Here is a 20440-nt window from a genome sequence, read left to right on the forward strand (position 1 = left end):
ATCTCGTACAAAATTGTACGTTGAGCAGTAAAATTTTTTACGTATATATATTTTAAATGATTCAATATTTTGTTTAGTTTGTTTGTGGTGACACATGCTTTCATGTATCGTTCAGGAACCTCCCTTTAATCGCGGTCACGTTCCCGTTCACAACGGAATAATTTTCATAAGAACCACTATAGGAAACCACTGGCCATCCACCAATACCTCTGCCAAAAGTCTTGGGCAGTTACCGCTCATGAAATGCCAAATCAGCACGTAAGTGTAAAACACCCCAAACCCAAGCGCAGGCAAATACTTAACAAATATACCTTCTAATCCGCAGAAAACCAACCACACACACAAAATAGAGTTTGTAACTACAAGCAAACGCCTCGTACGGTTCTTGCCCAGAATTATAGGAACAGTTTTCATGCCTGACGCCGCATCTCCTTTGATATCCAAAGTGTCAAAAAGAATAGTGTTCACAATCACCTGAATGAAGATATAACAAAAAACCAAACCGATTCTATAACCATCCGCGTAGCCCGTAGTCAACGGTAAAAACGCCCCCGACAAGCTCCAAGTGAACGCCACAAATATGCTTTTTGCCCCCACTATTTCTTTAAGTCTTGGCAGCTTGTGTGTAATTTTAACGCTGTAAAAAAAACCCACAACAATAGGCGTCATAAGAATTAAAAGAGCAAAAATATTCACCGCGAATGCAATTATGAAACTTGCAATCATAGCTATAAACGAAGGAATAACGTAGTAGCTTGTCGATTTTGTTGCTGCGCCCGGTCGATTGATAGCGTCTTCTGTTTTGTCGGTTGCCTTGTTAAGGTTGTAAACCGAAAAAACCGCCAGAAATGAAGCGGCAACAATTAGGAAGTTTATTGAAATGCCGTAAAGTAAGTACCCAAAAATAACAATGAGCGGACCATCCAACGCGAGAAGCAGCGAAGTAGATGTAAGGAGGGTGGCAATTCGTTTCAAAAGCGCCGTTTATTCCTCCTTACGCGACTGTTTCTGGTGTAAGCCTCCTGCTTGTTTTGAGGTATTCCAGAAAAAGTTGCTCTCCCCAATGTATGGCGTGTGGACTAAGCGATATAAGGTCCATTCGGTCATCGTATTCCCCGTTTAAGTTAAAAAGGCCCAAGGAAAAATTTTTTTCCGTAACTGTGAGAGCAACCTTTAACCCCTCTTGGAGATAGATTTTGAGTTTTTCATTCTCTATCGCTGATTTTATCGGAGTTGTTTCCACCATCGAGTAAATTTTGTTCAGGACCGGTGTGGTGAGTATAAGCTCTACCGTGTTTCCTTGACCAATAATATCTGCTATGGCTTTTACATAGTCGGGGTGGAAAATGGGTGAAATGCCAATGACTCGATTTGAGGGCATCAAGATCTGAAGGTATGTTTCGTAGACCTTATCCAGTTCAAGTGTGTCGGTGCGGATTAAGGTGGCTTCTTTGAGGGCGCCAATTTTTGACATTAAACTAGCCGGTAAAGCCGTTATGTCATGCTGTAGCCAAAAGTCTTTAAATTTTTCAAGCACCTCAGCGGCTTCAGCGGCTTCCTTGCCTATTTGTGCCGTTAACAAACCTAGCGAAGTCAACTTGTAGGTTCCCGCGGTTTTTGTTGTGAGGTTTTCTGCTTCAAAATCTTTGAGAACATGTAGGATTGTAGTTTCTCTAACGTCGATTTCGGTTTTTAATTCCGATATTTTCTTCTCTCCACTCAAAAGGCTCAGCAGGATTTTCAGCTTGAGTTCTGAACGGAGAGGCGCAAGATACTCCAAGCAAATCCCGAGGAGTATGTAGCTGGGTGCATATTTAAGGGTTAATTAGCGTTTGTGCATTAATTAATGGAGTGTCGTGGATGGATTTTCATTGCTTAAACTGAGCAATTTTGCTGGGTTTTGACAAGATTTATATTGGAATCTGCTTACCTTTTGATTTCTGGAGGGCGAAAGGAGATTGAAGGCAATAGAGAGCTACTGGTATTCGAAAGAGCGTTTGCCCATTATAAAATGTGAATGTGGTGCAGAAATTTTGCTAGTTCCCGACCTAGCACTGATGAGCCACGCCATTGAAGACCACCTTGAAGAACACAGAAAAATGGAGCCTGACCCAAATAAAGCAGACGCTTCAGCTAAGCGGGTCAGGTTGCTCCTAATAAAACAGGTTCTAAAAAAAGCTGCGAACTACACCGAACTTTAAACTATCTATTTTAGATTCCTCTAGTTTTTTTGTTCAACACCTATAGTACTTCCTGTTAGGAACGGGAAGCTTGATTACTAAGCTTAATCTTCGATTATTAAACCCTAAACTAGGCAGAAGGAAAGAAGTAATGCGAAGTATAGGAACAGCAGTTCTTCTTGTGGTGCTTGTTTCATGTGCCTCAATCCTAATAGCTACGGGAATAACTGGCGTCCCCGTTATGCCCCCGTCAGTGCAAGAATATGTTTATGCGCCGACGGTTCCCTCAGTGGATGAAAAAGTTGTTTGCATCGTGTTTGATGATGGCTGGAAGTCTCAGTTAGAGGCGTTACCCATACTGAAAAGCCATAACTTTACTGCAACCTTTGCCTTAGTTACCTCCTACATCGGATACCCCGCATACATGGATTGGACTGAGGTCGCTTCTGTTGCCCAGAACGGTAACGACATCGTAAGCCACACTTATAGTCATCTGAATCTTTCGGTTGTGAATGCCGAAGTCTTGGACCGGGAGATAGCCACAAGTCAGCAGATGCTTCGCTCTAAAGGTTACGCTGCGGATATTCTTGTTTACCCGTATGGTGAAGGTGATGCGAACCAGACTGTTCGACAGAAAGTTGAGCAGTATTACCTGCTTGCACGAGGCGTAAATGAAGGCAAATGCAATTTGGACGCCGTTGATAGGTATAACTTGTGTTCATATGGCGTTTATAATGATACTACTTTGGAGGCGTTCGCTGCCTACTTAAACGGCACTCAAGGCAACACCATAACCATACTGTACTACCACAAAATAGGCAATGAACCTGTGAACATGGCAGTTACCAAGGAAGCTTTCCAGACCCAAATGCAGTATCTCGAAGACCACAACTACACCGTCCGAACCCTGACCCAGCAATTCCTAAAACCCCAACCCAAACCATAACTACGCCAAATCCGCAACCCTTGCAACAGGTTTCACGTGTGAGCGTCGATATAGTGGTCCTCGTAGGTGTCCTGCTCAGAAAATGTTTCGCCACACCATGGGCACTGCATCATGCCATCAGACAGCTTTTCCTGAGGCTACAAGTTTGGAGAGGTTGGGTTTGCTGGGGCTCTGGAACGGAACATTCTAGGAGAGAAAAGTTGAAGACCCAACGAGCAAAGTTGGAAATCAACCTCCAAAGCCCACTCAGGCTAATTTGGCGCTCAAAATTTTTTCCATAAAAAAGGAAGATTGAGGTTGTTGCTGTGCGTAGTCACAAAAGTTAATGATAAACCATCGGCCTCTGTGGCCTCTGTGTTACTGAGAGGTGATTTTGTTTGTTGTTTATGGTGACTTTGGTTCATCCTCAGGAGTTGTGTTTTGGCAAAAAAGAATACAATGAGGAGGGTAAACGGTGGTTCAATGGCATGAAGGCTTCAGCGGAAAAGTACGGCGTGAAAGTACATGGCGCTTGGGTCTGTCCAATAGAGCATGTTTTCTACATTATGTTGGAATCAGACGATTTCAAAGCGGTTTCAGGTTTTCTAAGCCCGCCAATGTTGACACATCATAAAGGGAAAATTTCGCCGCTTATTACTTGGGAAGAAGCCTACGAAGCAGTAAAACCATAACTAAAAAGAAACGCTCGCAAAACCTGACCTCGCAGAGAATTTATTGTGGAGGGTTTGCTGGGGTTCTGGAGACGGAAATCTTAGGAGAGAAAGAAAAGGAGAAACCAACGAGCAAAGTTGGAATCATCTTCTCCAAAACCCACTCAGCCCCATTTGTTCGCCAATATTGAAGAAAAAAGGAAAAGGGGTGTTTTTATTTGCGTTTTCTAAGGAGCAACATTGCGACTGCAACGACTGCGATGACAATTACGATGCCTATTGCTACGTAGAGCGTTGTGTCAGGTGAGGAAACTGTTGGTTCTGGCGTCGGCGTCTCTGTTGGCTGGGGTGAAGGAGTTGCGGTGGAGGTTGGTTTGGCGGTTGGTGCAGGTGTTTGTGTGGGGGTTTCGGTTGGCGTGGATGTAGCTACTGGTTCGGGTGTCGGAGTTGGGGTTTCGGTTGGCGTTGGTGTCGAAGTGGGCTCAGGTGATTGTTCCGTCGTAGCTGCCGTCATCAAACGTTCATCGCCGAAGCAGTATAAGTTCCAGTCGTAGCATCCGATGTACAGGAAACCGTTGTATGGTGTTGGTGCTGAGTGTGTCTGGCTCCCGAATTGGTCATAGTATGAAAGTTTGGCGCCTGTTTGGGCGTCTAGAACATATATCATTCGTGCTTCGTTAACGGTGTATATTCGACCATACGAGTAGGTCAGGCTCTGGGCAAGGTTCTCACGATTTAAATATGTGTGCCAGAGGCGCGTTCCGTCCGTTGCGTTAAGACAGCTTACTCCGTAGTAATCATTTAGGTAGACTTTGCCGTATTTGCATATCATGCTGCCCATTTGTGCCGCGCCGTTTGCTTGTTGTGGAGTTGATGGATTGTTCAATGCTTGATATGTCCATACTGTTGCGCCTGTTGAAGCGTTTAATGCATAGTTTAATCGGTATCCGTCACGTACAAACAGCAAATTTAAGTCAGGTGCCAGTGTCGGCGATGCCACTAGATACGGTCCAACTAAGGTGTAGTATGCTATGGTCGCATTCCAGATAATGTTTCCAGTTGCTGCTTCTAAGCAGTAAGCGCTGCCGTTTGGTTGAGTGCTTGAAGTTATGTAAACCGCGTTGTTGTAGACAACAGGTGTTGCGAGTATGGATGCGCCTGTTTGGAACTTCCAACTAACTGCTCCGCTGTTGGCATCTATGCAATACAAATTGCCATCAAGTGCGCCCACGTAAACCTTGTTTCCAACTACCACTGGAGAGCTTCGGAAGTCACTGCCGCCAAGTTGACTATTTGTTATGTTGCCCGCGTCCGTCTGCCAGATTTTGGTACCTGTAGCAGCATTGAGGCAGTAAACGCTTCCATCGTCAGCTCCTGTATAAAGCATGCCGTTAACCACTGCTGGTGAAGACTTAACAGCGAAGTTTGTTTTGAACGCCCAAAGTTTACTACCAGTAGCCGCGTCTATAGCATAGATGTTTTTGTCAAAGCATCCAAAATAGCATATTCCGTTATCTAAGGTCGGATTTGACACGATTGCGGCGCCTGCTTCAAATTTCCAGTTGAGCTTCAAATCTGTTGGTCCAGCGCCTTCAGCAGAATGTGCAGAATCTGATAGGAACATGGACCAATCGTTAACTTGGCTACTTATGCACCATAATTCGCCAACAGTTAGGTCGTAGGAATATGTGTATTCTCCAGTTGGATTTGTTGGAACTGAAGTTGGGACCACATAGAGGTTGCCATATGCGATGCACTGGTAATTCATGGGGTCGTCGTTTTGCATTGGAAGAGACCAGATAAGCTGCCCTGTGAAAGCATCATAACAGTTGAATTCGTCGTGACCATATTCTCCTGTAGCGGGGTCTCGGTAAACACTAGAACCCATCTCACAATAGACCTTGCCATCAGCAATAGAAAGAATACCCGAGTATCCAACGCCTGGTCCTTTTTGTCGCCAAATTAATTCACCCGTAGACGCGTTAACTGCGTATAAATATGCATCTTGGTTGTGCTCGTAGACTATCCCGTACGCGTAAGCTGTTGAAGAAGCCCACATGTTGTAGAATGAATGAGGGTTATAGGTCCAAAGTAGTTCACCATTGGTTGCGTTCCAAGCACGCATGTTACCGTCGAGACCACCATGAAAGACTCTGCCTTCAGCGTAAGACATACCGTATATGAAATTGTTTACAGTCGTCGGTGTTTCCCATAGTAAATCTCCAGTCTTTGCATCACGACATCTTAAGAATGCATCAGAGCCGCCTATGAACACTTTTCCGTCACCGTAAACAGCATAACCCGAACCAATATCCACCTCACTTGCTACGCTCCATGCGAGTGTAGGGGGCTGAGAGGGGTCAGGAAGATTCCAGCCTGCGGTTGCATCGACGAACATTTTTAGTTCTGGAACGTAGCCAGCGCCGTTGAAAATCAGATATGGCACGCTAAAGCCTCGGGATCCAACCCAGACTACTGAGCCGTCGGAAATCTTGACGCATGTGTTGTAGATTACCATGTAGTTATCGTCGATTTTGGACATGCCAATACCCCAACCATATCTGAAAAGGTCACCGCCAACATTGTTCCGCCATACGACCTCGCCAGTTGTGCCGTTGATAGCTACGGTTCCGTCGCTGACAGCAGCAAATACTAATCCATTAAAAGCCACTAAGGGGCCTCTTATCCCAGGTACTGCACTCTTCCATTGTATTCCCGGTGAGCTTGGAGCGGGACCTGCACTGTAAAAAGAGCCGGTATTTGAACCACGAGCGGTTGGCCATTCATACTGAAGCAAGTTACTGTTTTCTGTTGAATTGGTGGTTTGTGTGTCGGCAGCTGCAATTGAAAAATTTGGGGTGACAGCAAAAGCTAAAGAAGCGATCAGCAAACATAGTGTAATTACCAAAGCTTTTTTCCGTATAGATTCAATTTTTGTCAAATTTTTCTCTCCGTTTTCATTTCTTTTAGGTAGCAAAAAGTAGCTCATGAAAACTTTATAAAAAATTGTAAGAAAAAGTTTTTCATACCACACAATTGTTGTATAAAATTCACAAATTTCTTATAAACAACTGTCTGAAAAAAAATTTCAGACAACTATTTTGTAAAAATAAATATAAAAATCAGCCCACCTATAGAGAGGTGGAGATTCACGCATGGAGAGAGAAAACACATCGGAAGATACTGCTGAAACGTTAGTTGATTTAGGGTTAACACCCGTACAGGCCAAGATTCTTCTTGCTCTCAAAAGGTTTGATTATGCTGCTGTAAAAGAATTAGCAAACGTCACAGAACTTCACCGACAAGAGATTTACCCCGTGCTAAATGAATTGCAACAACTCGGTTTAATCGAAAAAAAACTTGGAATACCAAACCAATACAAAGCAATGTCCTTGAGTAAAACTCTAAGAACCCTACTTGATCGTAAAAACGCATGGATTGCTAAGTTACAAAAGACAACAACAGAATTAATCAAAACGGCAGATTTTGAAAAGGAAACAAAAACGTGCGACAGCAAAGATTATGATTTCACATTAATCACGGGTATTGAAAGGTTTGGTCACGCATTAAAGGATTGGATAAAGACTGCACACACAATTGATGAAGTAGTTAAATACGATAGGTTTTCATATCAAATTGCCGAGCGCCTAAAAGCGTCATCCGAGTTTAGGTACCAGAAGGATGTAAAAATTAGGTTAGTGACTTGCACAAGAGTAGATGATGCAACAAAAGCGGAACTCAGAGAGAAAAATATTGAATTCCGCGTTGCCGAATTTGAAACTCCAGTGGATATTGCTATCTACAATGGGAAAAGAGCACATTTAGCCATTTACTCAGACAGAAATAATATTTTGCAGACTGAGGTGGCTGCGTTAACTTCAAACAATCCATGTTTTGTCCAAATGCTCCAAAACTATTTTGACGTATTATGGAAGCATGCAAAGATACAAAAATGATACAAGCAAAAATGACGAAAAACCATTTTTAACCAATTATAACCATTTTTTGCCTGTTCTATCCTTTTCTAACCGCATGTTACGCCCAATTCAGACGCTGAAACACAAAAGCACCCCAAAATGGAGTTTTCAAAAAAAGAGGGGGTATAAACCAAAAATCGCACGTCAGTAGGTGTTTTCACATCAACCCATATTAACCTGCGCTGGAAATAATCGTGACTGTGAAGCGCATGAGGGAATTTCTGATTTACTCACGCATGGGCAAAACCGACCCACACTGGAAAAACCTCCACGACGCAGGACGACTCGACATAGTCTACGAATGCATAGTCGCAGGGCTTTTTCTCTCGCATGGCTTGCGCAGAGACGTGACCCTGCATGCAATCCTCAACGGCGCGCCTAATCCACCTCTGCACCTACAAATCAACGGCAAAGAACTCTTCGATGTCCGCACCGACATCGACACTTGGGACGCAATCCTGAAAAAAGCCCTTAGCGGCAAAACCCACCCCGGCGTGAAAACCGAAAAAGCAGGTTTTGAAGCTCTCCTGAAATCTAAAGCCGAAAACTGCCCTGTCTACATTCTTGAAGAAGGCGGAAAAAACGCTCACAACATAGAGTTTGCGGCAAACCCGCTTTTTGTTTTGGGGGACCATGTGGGTTTGCCTAAGAAGGCAGAAGCGTTTGCTTTGCGGTTTGGCGAAAAAATCAGTCTTGGAAAAACGCCGTATCTGGCGGCTTCATGTGTTAACGTGATTAACTATTTGTTGGATGTGCAGCAGAAGGAAAACAAAGTCCCGCCTCAAGAAGGCGAAGCTGGCTTCAAGTTTTAAAGTGTTCATACCCCTGTGCTTCGATTTTCGTTTTTTCTCCATCACGGCAGAGCAGAACCTGATTGTTCGATGTTGCCTCTCCAATGCGTAAGAGTTTGCCGCCGACAGCCTCCACCGCCGCTTCTGCAGCAGCCCACATCTGAGGCTTAACTGTCAAAACCAGCTCGTACTCTTCCCCGCCATGTAAAGCCAAAGTTGCCGCATCTAACTCATTCAAGGCAGCAAACTGTCGTGCCTCATCCGCAACGGGCAGCTGGGAAACCACAAACCCGACCCCGCTTGCAGTAGCCAACTCATGCAGGCACCAAGCCAAGCCATCGCTGCTGTCCATGCATGCGGAAACTGCCCCCGACGCGCGCAGCGCCCGTCCTTCCCGCAGGCGTGCATGAGGCAAACAAACTGCGTCAACAAGCGCTTTCCGTGACTCTTCGGGAACCTTAACGCTTTTGCCTAAAAGCAGTTGTAGCCCAGCGGCGGAGCGCCCAAACTGCCCCGTCACCGCCAAAATGTCGCCTGCTTTTGCGCCGCGCCGCAGCATCAAGCCTTCCCGCTTGGAGGTGCCATAAACATGTACGCTAACGATAAGGTCACTGGTTTGGTTTGTGTCGCCGCCTACCACGTAAGCGCCGTATTCTCGTGCGCCTGCATTGAGCCCTTTTGCCAGCGCCTCCAAATCCGTTTGCCCCAAACCCGCAGGCAACCCCAACGAAACCATAACCGCCATAGGCTCGGCGCCTTTGGAGGCGAAGTCGCTTATGTTCATGACTACGGCTTTGCGGGTTGCTTGCCATAAACTCATGCCGCATGGGATATCTGTCTTGCCCACCAGCATGTCTGCCTTCAAAACCGCAACCTCACCTTTACCTAACGGTAAAGCAGAAACATCATCACCAAACGGAATCGCCACGTCAGGCATCGGCTCAAAGTGCTTTTGCATCAACTCAATTATGGCGTGCTCACCTAACAACGCAGCAGTTTTGGGGGATTCGTGTTTCTTCATGTTGTTCTCATCTTTGATTGGAAGCACAGGTTTTTAAGGTGATTTGTACGGTGCCGCGGTTACATTTAAAAAGTTCGTCACCATCACAATAAACGGCTGGCACAGATGCCTCGATAGCTCAGCCCAGCAGAGCGGCTGCCTCGTAAGCAGCAGGCCGCGGGAGCAAAGCCCGCTCGGGGCTCCATTTTACCCTTATTTTCATGTGTTTTTTCGTTGTACGTGTAGGCGGATAGGTTTATTGGGCATCGCGGTTGGCTGTTTTTTATGCTTTAATGGGAGAGGTTGCTTAGTTGCGTTTGTTTGGTGGGTTCGGGCTTTCTCGCAATACTCAGCTGCGTTGCCCATACAAGGGTTGCGAGCAAACCTTCGAGAAACCCACTGTGTTAACTGACCGCTCCAAGGTGCCCCGCGAATCCTACTATGCCTGCCCATTTCTGCATGAGCAAAATTGAAATCGTACCGAAGGCACCCGCGTCGTCGAAGTAAAACCCGTAGATTACCCTGCCAAAGTTTACGATTCACCAGCTAAATGCGCCCACTTTTCAGGGTTGCTTGGCTCTGTTGGCTTGAGTGGTCCTTTGCCGGACGAATGCTTAGTTTTTCCCAAAATTTTACAGTGCGAAGCCCGTAAACGGTAACTTTAGGTTTGGGCTGCGCTCCAAAGAATGTTACTTTCTTCTTTTCCCGTTAGAGTTGGACTAGTATGTCTTGGTTTTCGACTTTGACTTGGTAGGTTTGTTTGTCTTGGATTTTTGGGTGAAACGGTCCCACTTTTGGCGGCGAAACGACCTTGCCTGTGGTTACGTCGAATTGGGCTCCATGGTTTGGGCAAGTAACAACGTTACCTTCCAGAGTGCCCCTTGAGAGGTCGCCGTTTTTATGTGTGCATCGCGCTCCGAGCGCATAAAAGTTGCCCGCTACGTTTGCAACCAAAACCTCTTGCCCTTGAAGGGTGAACTTTTTCATTTCACCAACAGGAATTTCGGATGTTTTAGCGACAATAATTTGCTCCAATACCTTCACCAACTAATTCTCAACAAGTAGTATTTTATTTTGGTTTCTTAAAAACAGGTTGGTAATGGTGGTTTTGATAGTTTTCTGAACCTTGAGCTTGACCTTTGGGAAGAGCTATTATACTTGTGTGATAATTTGAGCCGTGAGCGTGAACGTTGCTTTGGGTTCGGCTACCTTTGGTGTGTTTCTTCCTGCATACGCTTTTCAAAACCAAAACTTGAAGCCGTCCCAAACGCTGTTTAGCCGAATACTGGATGTTGTTTTGGAGTGTGAACGGTTAGGCTACGATTCAGTTTGGCTTGACGACCACCTCATGTACCGCAACAACCCCCTGCTTGAATGCTGGACCACCCTCTCAGCGATAGCCGCCGCCACTAACCACCTCAGGCTGGGCACAATGGTTACCTGCAACGGCTTTCGCAACCCCGCTCTGCTAGCAAAGATGGCAGCAACCGTAGACGTAATCTCGGGCGGAAGGCTTGACTTCGGTGTCGGCGCAGGTGTCCAGCAGCAAGAACACGAAGCCTACGGGTTCGCCTTCCCTACGACACCTCAACGTGTGGAACGGCTCGCTGAAACGCTGGAAATAGTTAAAGCCTTGTGGACTAAACCCGAAGTTACATTCGTGGGCAAGCATTTTCAGGTTGCGAACGCTGTGTGTGAACCCAAACCCTTGCAAATGCCCCATCCCCGCATCATTGTAGGTGGAGGTGGAGAAAAATATACGCTCAAAGTCACTGCCAAGTATGCTGACCGCTTAGACTTCGGCTACCAGCCCCTTGACCTGTACAAACATAAACTGCACGTTTTGGAAGCTTACTGCCAAGCCTTAGGCAGAAGCTTTGTTTCCTTAGAGAAATCATGCTGGCCCACTGGTCAGATAATCCTTTGCTCAAACCAAACTGAGCTTGACCACAAACTCCAAAAACTAATGCCTGACGGTGTAAGTCGTAAGGCTTTTGAGAAATTCAGCTACGTTGGTACACCAGGTGGGGTTGGAGCTATGTTGCAGCCATACTTGGATTTGGGCGTAACGCATTTCATGTTGTTTTTCGGGGACTTGCCTGATTTGGGCAGTCTACGGCTTTTCGCGGAATCCGTTTCCGAAACTTAGCTTGTTTCCTCCGTATGGTCTATCCTTTTAAGCTTGAACAAGAACTACTTTCAGCGTGCCTGTGATGTTCTCGGCTGAAAAACCCCTTAACAAAGCTCTCTATATCTTTGGAGTAGCTGTGATTTTCGTGGCGGTTTATCTTCAATATTTTGTTCCATTGGGGCAAATCTCGGGTTACTTGGTAGTGTATGGCATACCCATTTTGGTTGTCAGTTTAATTTTTGGCAAACCGCTCCTGTCTAAAGCCGCCAAAAACAATCGGTTTGCCTTAAAAAACGGCTTGGGACTTTTTGGTGCCTTAACTTTGCTGGGATTTGTTTTCTCGGTTATTGCTATGACAATTATTATGCAGTTTAACCCCAATGCTCTTGACTTGCTTAGCAAACCTAACCCTGTGCTTGAAGTTACCCCCACTGAAGCTTGGGTTCTGATTGCAGTTTCCCTGCTCGTGGTGGGTCCAGCTGAGGAATACCTGTTTCGCGGCTTCATGTACGGCGGGCTTCTTAGCATCTTTAAGGGCAAACACTGGCTCCCTCTCGCAATCTTATCAAGCGTCATGTTTGCGGGTGTTCATGGTTATTACGCAGTCACCTACGAAGTTGCCAGTGTCATCCCCTTCATAACCCTCACCGCTTTCGGCGTTGCCATGGCGATAACTTATTACTGGTCAGGCGGAAACCTCTTGGCGCCTGCAATCATACACGGTTTATACGATGCTACAGGCTTCTTGGGCGCAGCAACAAGCACGGAAGTAGGCTTAGCCGCCCGTTTCGCACTAATAGCAGTGGGTGCCATATTTGCAATTAACTACCTTGTACTCAAGAAAATCCGCATTGACCCCAACAAGTTCAAAGATGTTCCCGCCGAGTCCCCGCAACCAGTTGAGCCACAGAACCTGCCTGCCAACCCCTAAAGTCGGAGCACATCCTATTTTTTGGCTATCCAGTAACTCATCTCTGGTCTGCAAACATGTTTATACACGGAAAAGACGGGGTTGTAAATCCATGAGCCCGTGAGGTAGTAGTCGGTTCTTTTGGCTGAGCTGAATTTTTCTTTTTTGAAGATTCCGGCGATTTTTTGGTGGTCCATCGAATGCTCTTTTTTGTGCCAGTAATCCGACAGTGTGTAGTCTAAGGTGGGTACTTTGAAGCCGACCATCTGGAAGTAGATGCTGTTAAGTATGGGATTGGAGTGGAAGTATACTGCTTTGATCAGTTCCGCCAGCATGGTGGGCTCCATCTTCCAGTAGTACGGGGATGCTTCATGGTCCAAGTATATGACGCCGCCCTGTTTCAAAAAGCCACAAAGCTGCCTTAGCGCCGCCTCGTAGTCAGGCAGATGATGCAGAACCGAGTAACACGTTACTAAATCAAATTTTCCTGCCTCAAAACTCACATCCTCAATAGGAGCGTTAACCACCGCCAACTTCGCTGCATCCAAGTAAGTTCGATGCTTCTTTTTGAGAAGCTCACACATCTCCGCAGAAATATCCACAGCCGTTACCTCGTAACCCATGGTGAGCAGTTTTTCCGTCAAATTGCCTGTTCCCGCTCCAAAATCCAGTGCCCTTTTACCGTTGTTGACTACGAGGCTGCCTGCTTTTTGGAGGGTTCCTGTTATCCTTTTTTGTTCGTGTTTGCTGTAGACTTCGGGGTGAAAGAGCTCGTAGTAGGAGACTTCAACTTTATGTACGGCTCTGTTGGCTTCATGTATTTGCTGGCGCAGCGTTTGCGTGTCCGTCACGTTTCTTTTACCTTCACGTTGCAGTTAGGTTCTCATCGTCTGGCAGACACATATAGGTTTTGTGTCCAACAAGCAATCCTCTTACGTTCAAAACAAGTAGCTTTTTTGGGTTTGGCTAACATTTTAACTTAACGTTAGTTCTATGGTATTAGGGGAAAGCTTCATTAACACTACCATACATCGTTCTGCACGCAAATTACGGAGAGAAAAGGATGAAACCTTTAACGAAAAGAACAGCGTTAGTTATACCTACGCTTCTGGCTTTGACACTCGTTTTCCCTATCGTTGCTTTTCCCATCGTCAACGCACATACACCTGCATGGCAAATCCCAACCTACGCCTACCTCACAGTGGCCCCTAACCCAATTGGGGTAGGTCAAACAACTGCAGTCATTTACTGGCTCGACGTACCTCCACCAACCGCAGGTGGCAGTGGAGGAGACCGATGGCGCGACATAACAATCGACGTAGTCAAACCAGACGGAACAACCACAACTCTAGGTCCATTCGTTTCTGACCCTGTTGGAAGCGGAGGAACCATATTCAACCCCGACCAAACTGGAGAATACACATTCACTGTGAACTTCCCCGGACAAACGCTTTCTCTGTATGGTCCCACAGGTGAAATTGGCACAGCAAGCGACTATGTTAACGACACCTACCTTGCAAGCAGCGCAACTGCAAAACTCACAGTGCAGCAAACTGAAGTTCCTGGACCCGCAAGTTATCCATTGCCGACTGGCTACTGGACACGCCCAATTGAAGGTCAAAACACCGCTTGGGCAGCCCTTGCCTCAAACTGGCTTGGCAGCCCACAAATCATGTTGCGTGTTCAACCCAACGGAGCAGCCCCCGAAACTAGCCACATAATGTGGAATGAACCCTTGATGTTCGGAGGCATCGTCGGCGGTAGCTACGAGGTGTCCGCTGAAAACAGTTACTACCCCGGACCACAATACGAGTCAAAATTCGCTAACCCCATAATCATCAACGGCTACGTTTACTACTCCATTCCCCTTAGTGACCAAGTAAACGGCGCCGGAGTTGCTTGTGTTGACATACGCACTGGCGAACAAATGTGGGTACGTGAAGACATCACTCGCGTTACTTGTGGTCAACTATACGACTATGAATCTCCTAACCAACACGGCATCATCGCAAACGGGTACCTGTGGGTAACTTCGGGAACCACCTGGTCCGCATACGACCCCTTAACTAACCTTTGGCTATTTGACCTCACAAATGTTCCTTCAGGCACACAAGTTTATGGTCCCAACGGCGAAATTCTAATTTACCAACTAAACTACGCCAAACGATGGCTTGCCCTGTGGAACAACACCGCTGCACCTGATGAATTAGGAGGCACAAGCGGAACCAACTTCTGGCAATGGCGACCAGTCGGCAAAACCATCAACGCTAGCACCGCTTACACTTGGAACGTCACCATACCCGACCTGCCTGGTTCAGGTTCACCAGCTATACTAAGCGTTATCCCTGACAACATGGTTATCGGTAAAAGCACAACCCTACAAGGCGCAGGCTCAACCTCCAGCGGACTTTTCGGCACAGCAGACCCCTACACCCTCTGGGCAATCAGCCTTAAGCCTGAAACTCGCGGTCAACTGCTCTGGCTCAAAGACTACCCCGCCCCAGAAGGTAACTACACCGTTCTGGTCGGACCGGTAGACCCAGACACAGGCATCTTAACCATTGAATACCGTGAAACTATGCAGTGGTTCGGCTACGACATAAATACGGGCAAAAAAGTTTGGGGCCCAACTGACCCTGAAAACGCGTGGAACTACTACAGCGGAACCAGTGGCGCCTTAACCTCAAACACCATCGCCTACGGTCACCTCTACACCTGTGGCTACGGTGGCGTACTTTACTGCTATGACACCGCAACAGGTAATCTGCTCTGGACCTACGGTAACGGCGGCGAAGGCAACAGCACAAACAGTGGCCTCAATACAGTATACGGCAACTATCCTCTGCTTATCGGTGCAGTTGCTGACGGCAAAATCTACCTCTTCACCAGCGAACACTCCCCCAACACACCCCTCTACGAAGGCGCGCTGGTACGCTGCGTTGACGCAAATGATGGCTCCGAAGTCTGGACACTGGACGGCTGGGGACATACAAACACGATGGCAGTTGCAGATGGATACCTAATTTTCTACAACCTATATGACAGTCAAATCTACTCCGTTGGCAAAGGACCTAGCGCCACAACCGTCTCTGCACCCCAAACCGTTGTACCCTTAGGCACATGCGTCATGATCACAGGCACAGTCACCGACCAATCCGAAGGAGCAAAAGGTACCCCCGCAATCTCTGATGCATGCATGAGCGATTGGATGGCATACCTCTACATGCAGAAGCCAAAACCCGACGCGGCTGGAGTAGAAGTCTACCTAACAGCCCTTGACTCAAACGGCAACACCCAAGAAATCGGCACTGCATGCAGTGACTCAAACGGCAACTACGGCTTAATGTGGACGCCCCCAATCGAAGGACAATACAAAATAATTGCCACATTCGAAGGAACCAACGCCTACGGAGGCTCAGACGCAACCACCTACATGGGCGTCGGACCTGCTGCAGCTCCCTCGGTTGTTACACCAACACCCGGCGCTACTGCCACACCAATTCAGACTGCAACACCCACAACAACCGCACCAACTTCCCCATCACCCTCCGTTGCTCCTCCACCAACCCAAAACCCAGCAACTGAAACCTATCTGACCTGCGTCGTTGTAGCGGTAATAGTCCTTGCAGTCGTCGCAGTGGCTTTGGTTATCCGCAGACGAAAATAAATCGAAAAATAAACCGAAGAAGCCCCTCTTCTTTTTTTATTTTTGTCCTACAAATTGTGACGTACCTGTTGTTTTAAGGCAAGTAGCAGCTGACGTCTATCAGCGTTTTTATTATATAACCCTCCTGTTTTTATGCAATGTTTTGTTTTCTTTGGGATATGTTCAAAAAGGTCGCTTTTTTTGGTGTTAACTGTTTGTTTTTCGAAAACCTTATTAGGTTACCTTCTCCATATGCCTTTCGCGAAAATTAGGAGAGGAATTTAAAGAATGAAACCCACTTTAAGAATTGGGGCTGATTTGTTGAGGCTTTTTTGGTTTTTAGGGTAAGCGTTTTTCTGGTAATATGTACCTGAGCAATCGCCAAAATCGCCCCATACTTCCTTTTTGGAAGCCTCTTTCGAATGTTCATTTACTTGAGTGGATTGTTTAGCCTAAAACATACAGTTTAAATGTGTTCGAATTCTGAGTGGTTTTCGGATTTTTCCTTTTACATATTGCCTTATTAGGTCTTTTAAGGAAACACGAAGGCATAGTTGCGGTTCCGCTACCGTCCGTTTGTGTTATGATCAAAATACTTCGGGTACCTATGTTACCTTTATTTGAAAGTGATGCGTTAAGTCCTAAATATTTTTTGTTTAGATTCTGAATAGTTGAGAAAGTTTTTATTATTATGCTGAAGTAGTGTGCTGAGGAAGGGGCAAGACAGCTTGTTAAACAAACGCACACTAAAAACTGCAAGCATAAACAGCAATCAACAAAACAACGCCACACACCCAAACACCCCAATCCAAAAAAACCAGTCTGGTATCCCCCAAACACTGTCTATCCCCAAACTAACACAAATCAAAAAACTCGCCCTTCGACGTGGCTTATGGTACCGAACCCTAAATCGTCTAGAGAGAGGCATAATTGACTTGACCGTTCAATTCGTCAGCAACATAAGAAGCGCAAAACTGGCCCAAGCATTGACGGCAGTAGTGAACAAACTAAAGCTATCAACCGAAAGCATCCTATCAAAAACAGTCAAAACCTACGGCTTCTCTCAAACCCAAAAAATAAGCACCATAGCTCAAAGTTGGGGAAACACCCATGCAATCCAGTGGCTTAATGACTTCAATTTTGCACGGTACCTCTCTATCATTCACTTAAATGGCGTTGGCGTCTACAAAACATGATTGTTAGCAAGACTCCTTTACGGCTCACTTTAGGTGGAGGAGGTACAGACCTCCCCTCATACAGCTCTAAATACGGCGGCTTTGTTGTCACCTCCGCTTTAGACAAATACATTTACTTAGTAGTAAACCGCAGATTTGAAAAACCAATCCGAGCCAGCTACTCCATAACCGAAATTGTTCACCCCATCGATAACATTCAACATCCCGTGATAAGGGAATCCTTACGGCTGCTCAATCTAACAAGCAACATCGAATTAATCTCCATTGCCGAGGTCCCATCAAAAACAGGTTTAGGCTCTTCAAGCTGCTTCACCGTTGGACTACTACACGCACTGCATACATACAAAGATGAGCAGATGCCTCGTCAAGCACTCGCCGAAGAAGCCTGCCGCGTTCAAATGGACATTCTCCAAGAACCCTGCGGCTACCAAGACACATTCATCGCAGCGTTCGGCGGGTTTGTTTGTCTGGACATCCAAAGGGATGGTCAAGTAAAAGTTACCAACCTAAAAATCCCAGACGAAGCAGTTCGCGAGCTTGAACATAACCTAGTTTTCTTCTACACCGGAATTGAACGAAGCTCCTTGTCGGTTCTGAATGACCAAGCTACAAACGTAAAACAAGATGGGTCCAAAGCCCTCGATGCCATGCACATTATCAAAGACATCGGCTACAAAGTTAAACACGCATTAGAAACGGGAAACTTAAACGAGTTTGGTAAACTACAAAACGAGCACTGGCAGGTAAAGAAGGCAACTTCCCCCATAATTTCAAACAAAACAATAGACCACTGGTACGAAGTTGGACTCAAAGCGGGTGCTCTAGGCGGCAAAATCATGGGTGCAGGCGGTGGAGGGTTTCTCATGTTCTACTGTGAAAATGGACGAACAAAACTGCGCAAAGCAATGGCAAAAGAAGGTTTGCGGGAAATAGCATTCGGTTTTGAACCCGATGGATCAAAAATCTCTCTTCATCTGTAGGCGAAAAAATGGATACCCCTTTCTTCATTAAAGAATACCTGCAAGAGCTCCAAACCGTAGTCCAAACCGTTTCCCAAGATGATATCCAACAAGCTGTGAAGCTGCTTTTTGATGCTTGGCAGGGCGACAAACAGGTCTTCGTGGCTGGTAACGGAGGTTCAGCTTCTTCAGCTACTCACCTCACTTGCGACTTAGCAAAGTTCACTGCGGTTGAAGGCAAAAAACGTTTTCGAACAGTTTGCCTAAACGATAACATCCCGCTGGTTTCCGCCCTCACCAACGATTTAGGCTGGGACAACGTATATGTCGAGCAGCTGAAGAACTTGATGAACAAAGGCGACGTTTTAATCGTCCTAAGTGTTCACGGGGGTTCTGGCTCGGACCAGGCAGGAATATGGTCACAGAACTTGCTGAAGGCAGCAAAATTTGTCCAGAGTAACGGCGGTAAAGTGCTTGGTTTAGCAGGTTTTGATGGTGGCGCGCTGAAACAAGTAGCTGACGCCTGCATTGTGGTGCCCGTGAATTCCACTCCTCAAGTTGAAGGTTTCCATGTTGTGCTGTCGCATTTGCTGTGTGCTGGTCTTCGTCAATCCATAACAGAAAGTGGATAACGTGAAGCGTATCATCGTTTGGATTGACAGCAAGGATGATGTTGTTGAGCAAGTTGGCAAATCGCTCAAGACTCTCCTCTCCAGTCTTGAACTCAAATACAAAATCGTTGACATCGGCGAAATCGTAGAGAAAGAAAGCGAATGACCAACGCCATATTCTTAGACCGCGACGGAGTAATAAACAAAATCGTATACTTTCCCGAACACGGCATCTTGGATTCTCCCCTTAATCCCTCACAATTCAAGCTTATGCGGGGCGCAGCAAAAGCAATTTCCATCTTCAACCGCTTGAGGCTAAAAGTCATAGTGATTTCAAACCAACCTGCCATCGCAAAAGGCAAACTAACCGAGGCAGGCTTCGAAAAAATCCAACTGAAAATGAAGGCATTGCTTGAAGAAAAAGGCGCTCACGTAGACGGCGAATACTACTGCTTCCACCACCCCAAAGCCAGAAAAAAAGAGTACCGAGTCAACTGTGATTGCAGAAAACCTAAACCTGGGTTACTTCTAAAAGCTGCCAAGGATCACTGCTTGGATTTATCAAAATGTTTCATGGTGGGCGATGGCGTAACCGACATAAAAGCTGCACGGGCAGTTGGATGTAAACCTATATTGTTGGGCGATTTGAAATGCGATTTGTGCCGGTTCATGAAGTATCTAGATGTAAAGCCCGACTATATTGCCTCAAGCCTTCTGGAAGCGTCCAAACTAATTGAAAAAGAAGTGAATGAATCATGGAAATATTCCTTGATACCGCAAACATAGACGAAATAAAAGAGCTTCTGCGGTGGGGCGTTATAAGCGGCGTCACCACAAACCAAAAAATCTTCTCCAACGAAAAAGGAATAAACTTCGAAACCCGCGTCAAAGAAATCCTCTCAACAATCGATGCCCCCGTCAGCATCGAAGTAACCAAAACAGGCGAAAGCGACGAGGTCTTAATTGCCGAAGCAAAAGAATACTCAAGTTGGAACCCAAAAAACATAGCCATAAAAATCCCGATGTTTGGCAACGGCAGAGGACTTGTTCTCGCCAACAAATTACACAAGGAAAAAATCAAAACCAACATCACCTGCCTTATTACCGCAAACCAAGTTCTGCTATCAGCGTTTACGGGAGCAACATATGCAAGCATCTTTTTCTGCAGAGTCCGCGACGCAGGTGGCGACCCCGTTAAAGTCATCCAAGACTCCAAACTCCTACTTGAAGAAAGCAACTTGCCAACCAAAATCATCGCTGGGAGCATACGCAAACCGGAAGATGTAGTTCAAGCAGCTGCAGCAGGCGCCCACATAGTTACAATCACCCCCAAAGTTTTACGGCAGATGCCGTTTCACCAGAAGACCGAGGACACTATCAAAGAGTTCGACCAAGCCTGGCTGGAATTCAAAACAACCCAAACAGCCACAAGTAACTCGTGAC

The 20440-nt window shown here is 46.2% G+C and carries 21 protein-coding genes and 1 tRNA gene; 16 read left to right on the top strand and 6 right to left on the bottom strand.

The genetic code is table 11. The features are described 5' to 3' along the window. Nucleotides 1-147: 147 nt before the first annotated feature. Entirely contained in the window at nt 148-975 is an 828-nt protein-coding gene (locus tag ACBZ72_01740; GenBank protein ID XES77611.1) for a UbiA family prenyltransferase, read from the bottom strand. Nucleotides 976-994: 19 nt separating this feature from the next. Then, nucleotides 995-1780, bottom strand: a complete 786-nt coding sequence (locus ACBZ72_01745; protein ID XES77612.1) for a helix-turn-helix transcriptional regulator — start codon at nt 1778-1780, stop codon at nt 995-997. Between the two features lie 178 nt (nt 1781-1958). On the opposite strand from ACBZ72_01745, the gene ACBZ72_01750 reads away from it, so the two are divergent. The 3 genes from ACBZ72_01750 (at nt 1959) to ACBZ72_01760 (ending at nt 3797) form a co-directional block, all read left to right on the top strand. Further along, entirely contained in the window at nt 1959-2201 is a 243-nt protein-coding gene (locus ACBZ72_01750) for a hypothetical protein (protein XES77613.1), read from the top strand. A 130-nt stretch (nt 2202-2331) separates the two neighbouring features. Continuing rightward, the gene (locus tag ACBZ72_01755; protein ID XES77614.1) at nt 2332-3126 is read left to right on the top strand and encodes a polysaccharide deacetylase family protein; all 795 of its coding nucleotides are present in this window, start codon (nt 2332-2334) and stop codon (nt 3124-3126) included. 386 nt (nt 3127-3512) lie between these two features. After that, nucleotides 3513-3797 (top strand): DUF3303 domain-containing protein, encoded by a 285-nt coding sequence (locus tag ACBZ72_01760; protein ID XES78711.1) that lies wholly within the window; start codon nt 3513-3515, stop codon nt 3795-3797. A 193-nt stretch (nt 3798-3990) separates the two neighbouring features. Here ACBZ72_01760 and ACBZ72_01765 read toward each other — a convergent pair whose 3' ends face one another. After that, on the bottom strand, nt 3991-6447 hold the full coding sequence (locus tag ACBZ72_01765; GenBank protein XES77615.1) for a PQQ-binding-like beta-propeller repeat protein: 2457 nt from the start codon (nt 6445-6447) through the stop codon (nt 3991-3993). Between the two features lie 157 nt (nt 6448-6604). On the opposite strand from ACBZ72_01765, the gene ACBZ72_01770 reads away from it, so the two are divergent. From ACBZ72_01770 to trmY, 3 genes are all read left to right on the top strand, one after another. Beyond that, nucleotides 6605-6760, top strand: a complete 156-nt coding sequence (locus ACBZ72_01770; GenBank protein XES77616.1) for a hypothetical protein — start codon at nt 6605-6607, stop codon at nt 6758-6760. A gap of 171 nt (nt 6761-6931) precedes the next feature. Then, complete coding sequence (locus tag ACBZ72_01775; GenBank protein XES77617.1) at nt 6932-7732, top strand: TrmB family transcriptional regulator; 801 nt, start codon at nt 6932-6934, stop codon at nt 7730-7732. A 230-nt stretch (nt 7733-7962) separates the two neighbouring features. Next, nucleotides 7963-8565 carry a tRNA (pseudouridine(54)-N(1))-methyltransferase TrmY gene (gene trmY, locus ACBZ72_01780; GenBank protein XES77618.1) on the top strand — a complete coding sequence of 201 codons (603 nt, stop codon included), beginning with the start codon at nt 7963-7965 and terminating at the stop codon, nt 8563-8565. Here the strand turns inward: trmY and thiL are convergent. Further along, nucleotides 8555-9565, bottom strand: a complete 1011-nt coding sequence (gene thiL / locus ACBZ72_01785; protein ID XES77619.1) for a thiamine-phosphate kinase — start codon at nt 9563-9565, stop codon at nt 8555-8557. The genes trmY and thiL overlap by 11 nt on opposite strands. Before the next feature lie 107 nt (nt 9566-9672). Between thiL and ACBZ72_01790 the strand changes: the two genes are divergently transcribed. Continuing rightward, nucleotides 9673-9749, top strand: a tRNA-Thr gene (locus tag ACBZ72_01790). Between the two features lie 503 nt (nt 9750-10252). On the opposite strand, the gene ACBZ72_01795 is transcribed toward ACBZ72_01790, so the two are convergent. Continuing rightward, a complete protein-coding gene (locus ACBZ72_01795) occupies nt 10253-10579 on the bottom strand; it encodes a Rieske (2Fe-2S) protein (GenBank protein ID XES77620.1) in 327 nt (108 codons plus the stop codon). Nucleotides 10580-10721: 142 nt separating this feature from the next. On the opposite strand from ACBZ72_01795, the gene ACBZ72_01800 reads away from it, so the two are divergent. Beyond that, entirely contained in the window at nt 10722-11693 is a 972-nt protein-coding gene (locus ACBZ72_01800) for a TIGR03560 family F420-dependent LLM class oxidoreductase (GenBank protein XES77621.1), read from the top strand. A 64-nt stretch (nt 11694-11757) separates the two neighbouring features. Further along, on the top strand, nt 11758-12606 hold the full coding sequence (locus ACBZ72_01805) for a lysostaphin resistance A-like protein (protein XES77622.1): 849 nt from the start codon (nt 11758-11760) through the stop codon (nt 12604-12606). A 14-nt stretch (nt 12607-12620) separates the two neighbouring features. On the opposite strand, the gene ACBZ72_01810 is transcribed toward ACBZ72_01805, so the two are convergent. Continuing rightward, nucleotides 12621-13436 (bottom strand): class I SAM-dependent methyltransferase, encoded by an 816-nt coding sequence (locus ACBZ72_01810; GenBank protein XES77623.1) that lies wholly within the window; start codon nt 13434-13436, stop codon nt 12621-12623. A gap of 212 nt (nt 13437-13648) precedes the next feature. On the opposite strand from ACBZ72_01810, the gene ACBZ72_01815 reads away from it, so the two are divergent. The 7 genes from ACBZ72_01815 to ACBZ72_01845 all read left to right on the top strand — a co-directional run bounded on the left by ACBZ72_01815 (nt 13649) and on the right by ACBZ72_01845 (nt 20439). Beyond that, a complete protein-coding gene (locus ACBZ72_01815) occupies nt 13649-16252 on the top strand; it encodes a PQQ-binding-like beta-propeller repeat protein (protein ID XES77624.1) in 2604 nt (867 codons plus the stop codon). A gap of 707 nt (nt 16253-16959) precedes the next feature. Beyond that, nucleotides 16960-17427, top strand: a complete 468-nt coding sequence (locus ACBZ72_01820) for a hypothetical protein (protein ID XES77625.1) — start codon at nt 16960-16962, stop codon at nt 17425-17427. Continuing rightward, nucleotides 17424-18407, top strand: coding sequence for a galactokinase (locus ACBZ72_01825; protein ID XES77626.1), 984 nt, complete (start codon nt 17424-17426; stop codon nt 18405-18407). Before ACBZ72_01820 ends, ACBZ72_01825 begins: the two co-directional genes overlap by 4 nt. 8 nt (nt 18408-18415) lie before the next feature. After that, the gene (locus ACBZ72_01830; GenBank protein ID XES77627.1) at nt 18416-19018 is read left to right on the top strand and encodes an SIS domain-containing protein; all 603 of its coding nucleotides are present in this window, start codon (nt 18416-18418) and stop codon (nt 19016-19018) included. 1 nt (nt 19019) lies between these two features. Next, nucleotides 19020-19163 carry a hypothetical protein gene (locus tag ACBZ72_01835; protein ID XES77628.1) on the top strand — a complete coding sequence of 48 codons (144 nt, stop codon included), beginning with the start codon at nt 19020-19022 and terminating at the stop codon, nt 19161-19163. Next, nucleotides 19160-19783: a D-glycero-alpha-D-manno-heptose-1,7-bisphosphate 7-phosphatase gene (locus ACBZ72_01840; GenBank protein XES77629.1), complete on the top strand. Its 624-nt coding sequence runs from the start codon at nt 19160-19162 to the stop codon at nt 19781-19783. The genes ACBZ72_01835 and ACBZ72_01840 overlap by 4 nt, the downstream gene beginning before the upstream one ends. Continuing rightward, nucleotides 19753-20439, top strand: coding sequence for a transaldolase family protein (locus ACBZ72_01845; protein XES77630.1), 687 nt, complete (start codon nt 19753-19755; stop codon nt 20437-20439). Before ACBZ72_01840 ends, ACBZ72_01845 begins: the two co-directional genes overlap by 31 nt. The last annotated feature ends 1 nt before the right edge of the window (nt 20440 follow it).

Source organism: Candidatus Bathyarchaeia archaeon (genome assembly GCA_041447175.1).
In the GTDB taxonomy this organism is placed as follows: Archaea; Thermoproteota; Bathyarchaeia; order Bathyarchaeales; family Bathycorpusculaceae; genus JADGNF01.

Excerpts from the sequence above, each read along its gene's own strand:
- trmY (XES77618.1), top strand. The coding sequence starts at position 7,963 with ATGAGGGAATTTCTGATTTACTCACGCATGGGCAAAACCGACCCACAC.
- ACBZ72_01840 (XES77629.1), top strand. The coding sequence starts at position 19,160 with ATGACCAACGCCATATTCTTAGACCGCGACGGAGTAATAAACAAAATC.
- ACBZ72_01845 (XES77630.1), top strand. The coding sequence starts at position 19,753 with ATGGAAATATTCCTTGATACCGCAAACATAGACGAAATAAAAGAGCTT.
- ACBZ72_01825 (XES77626.1), top strand. The coding sequence starts at position 17,424 with ATGATTGTTAGCAAGACTCCTTTACGGCTCACTTTAGGTGGAGGAGGT.
- ACBZ72_01815 (XES77624.1), top strand. The coding sequence starts at position 13,649 with ATGAAACCTTTAACGAAAAGAACAGCGTTAGTTATACCTACGCTTCTG.
- thiL (XES77619.1), bottom strand. The coding sequence starts at position 9,565 with ATGAAGAAACACGAATCCCCCAAAACTGCTGCGTTGTTAGGTGAGCAC.
- ACBZ72_01805 (XES77622.1), top strand. The coding sequence starts at position 11,758 with ATGTTCTCGGCTGAAAAACCCCTTAACAAAGCTCTCTATATCTTTGGA.
- ACBZ72_01775 (XES77617.1), top strand. The coding sequence starts at position 6,932 with ATGGAGAGAGAAAACACATCGGAAGATACTGCTGAAACGTTAGTTGAT.
- ACBZ72_01830 (XES77627.1), top strand. The coding sequence starts at position 18,416 with ATGGATACCCCTTTCTTCATTAAAGAATACCTGCAAGAGCTCCAAACC.
- ACBZ72_01755 (XES77614.1), top strand. The coding sequence starts at position 2,332 with ATGCGAAGTATAGGAACAGCAGTTCTTCTTGTGGTGCTTGTTTCATGT.
- ACBZ72_01760 (XES78711.1), top strand. The coding sequence starts at position 3,513 with ATGGTGACTTTGGTTCATCCTCAGGAGTTGTGTTTTGGCAAAAAAGAA.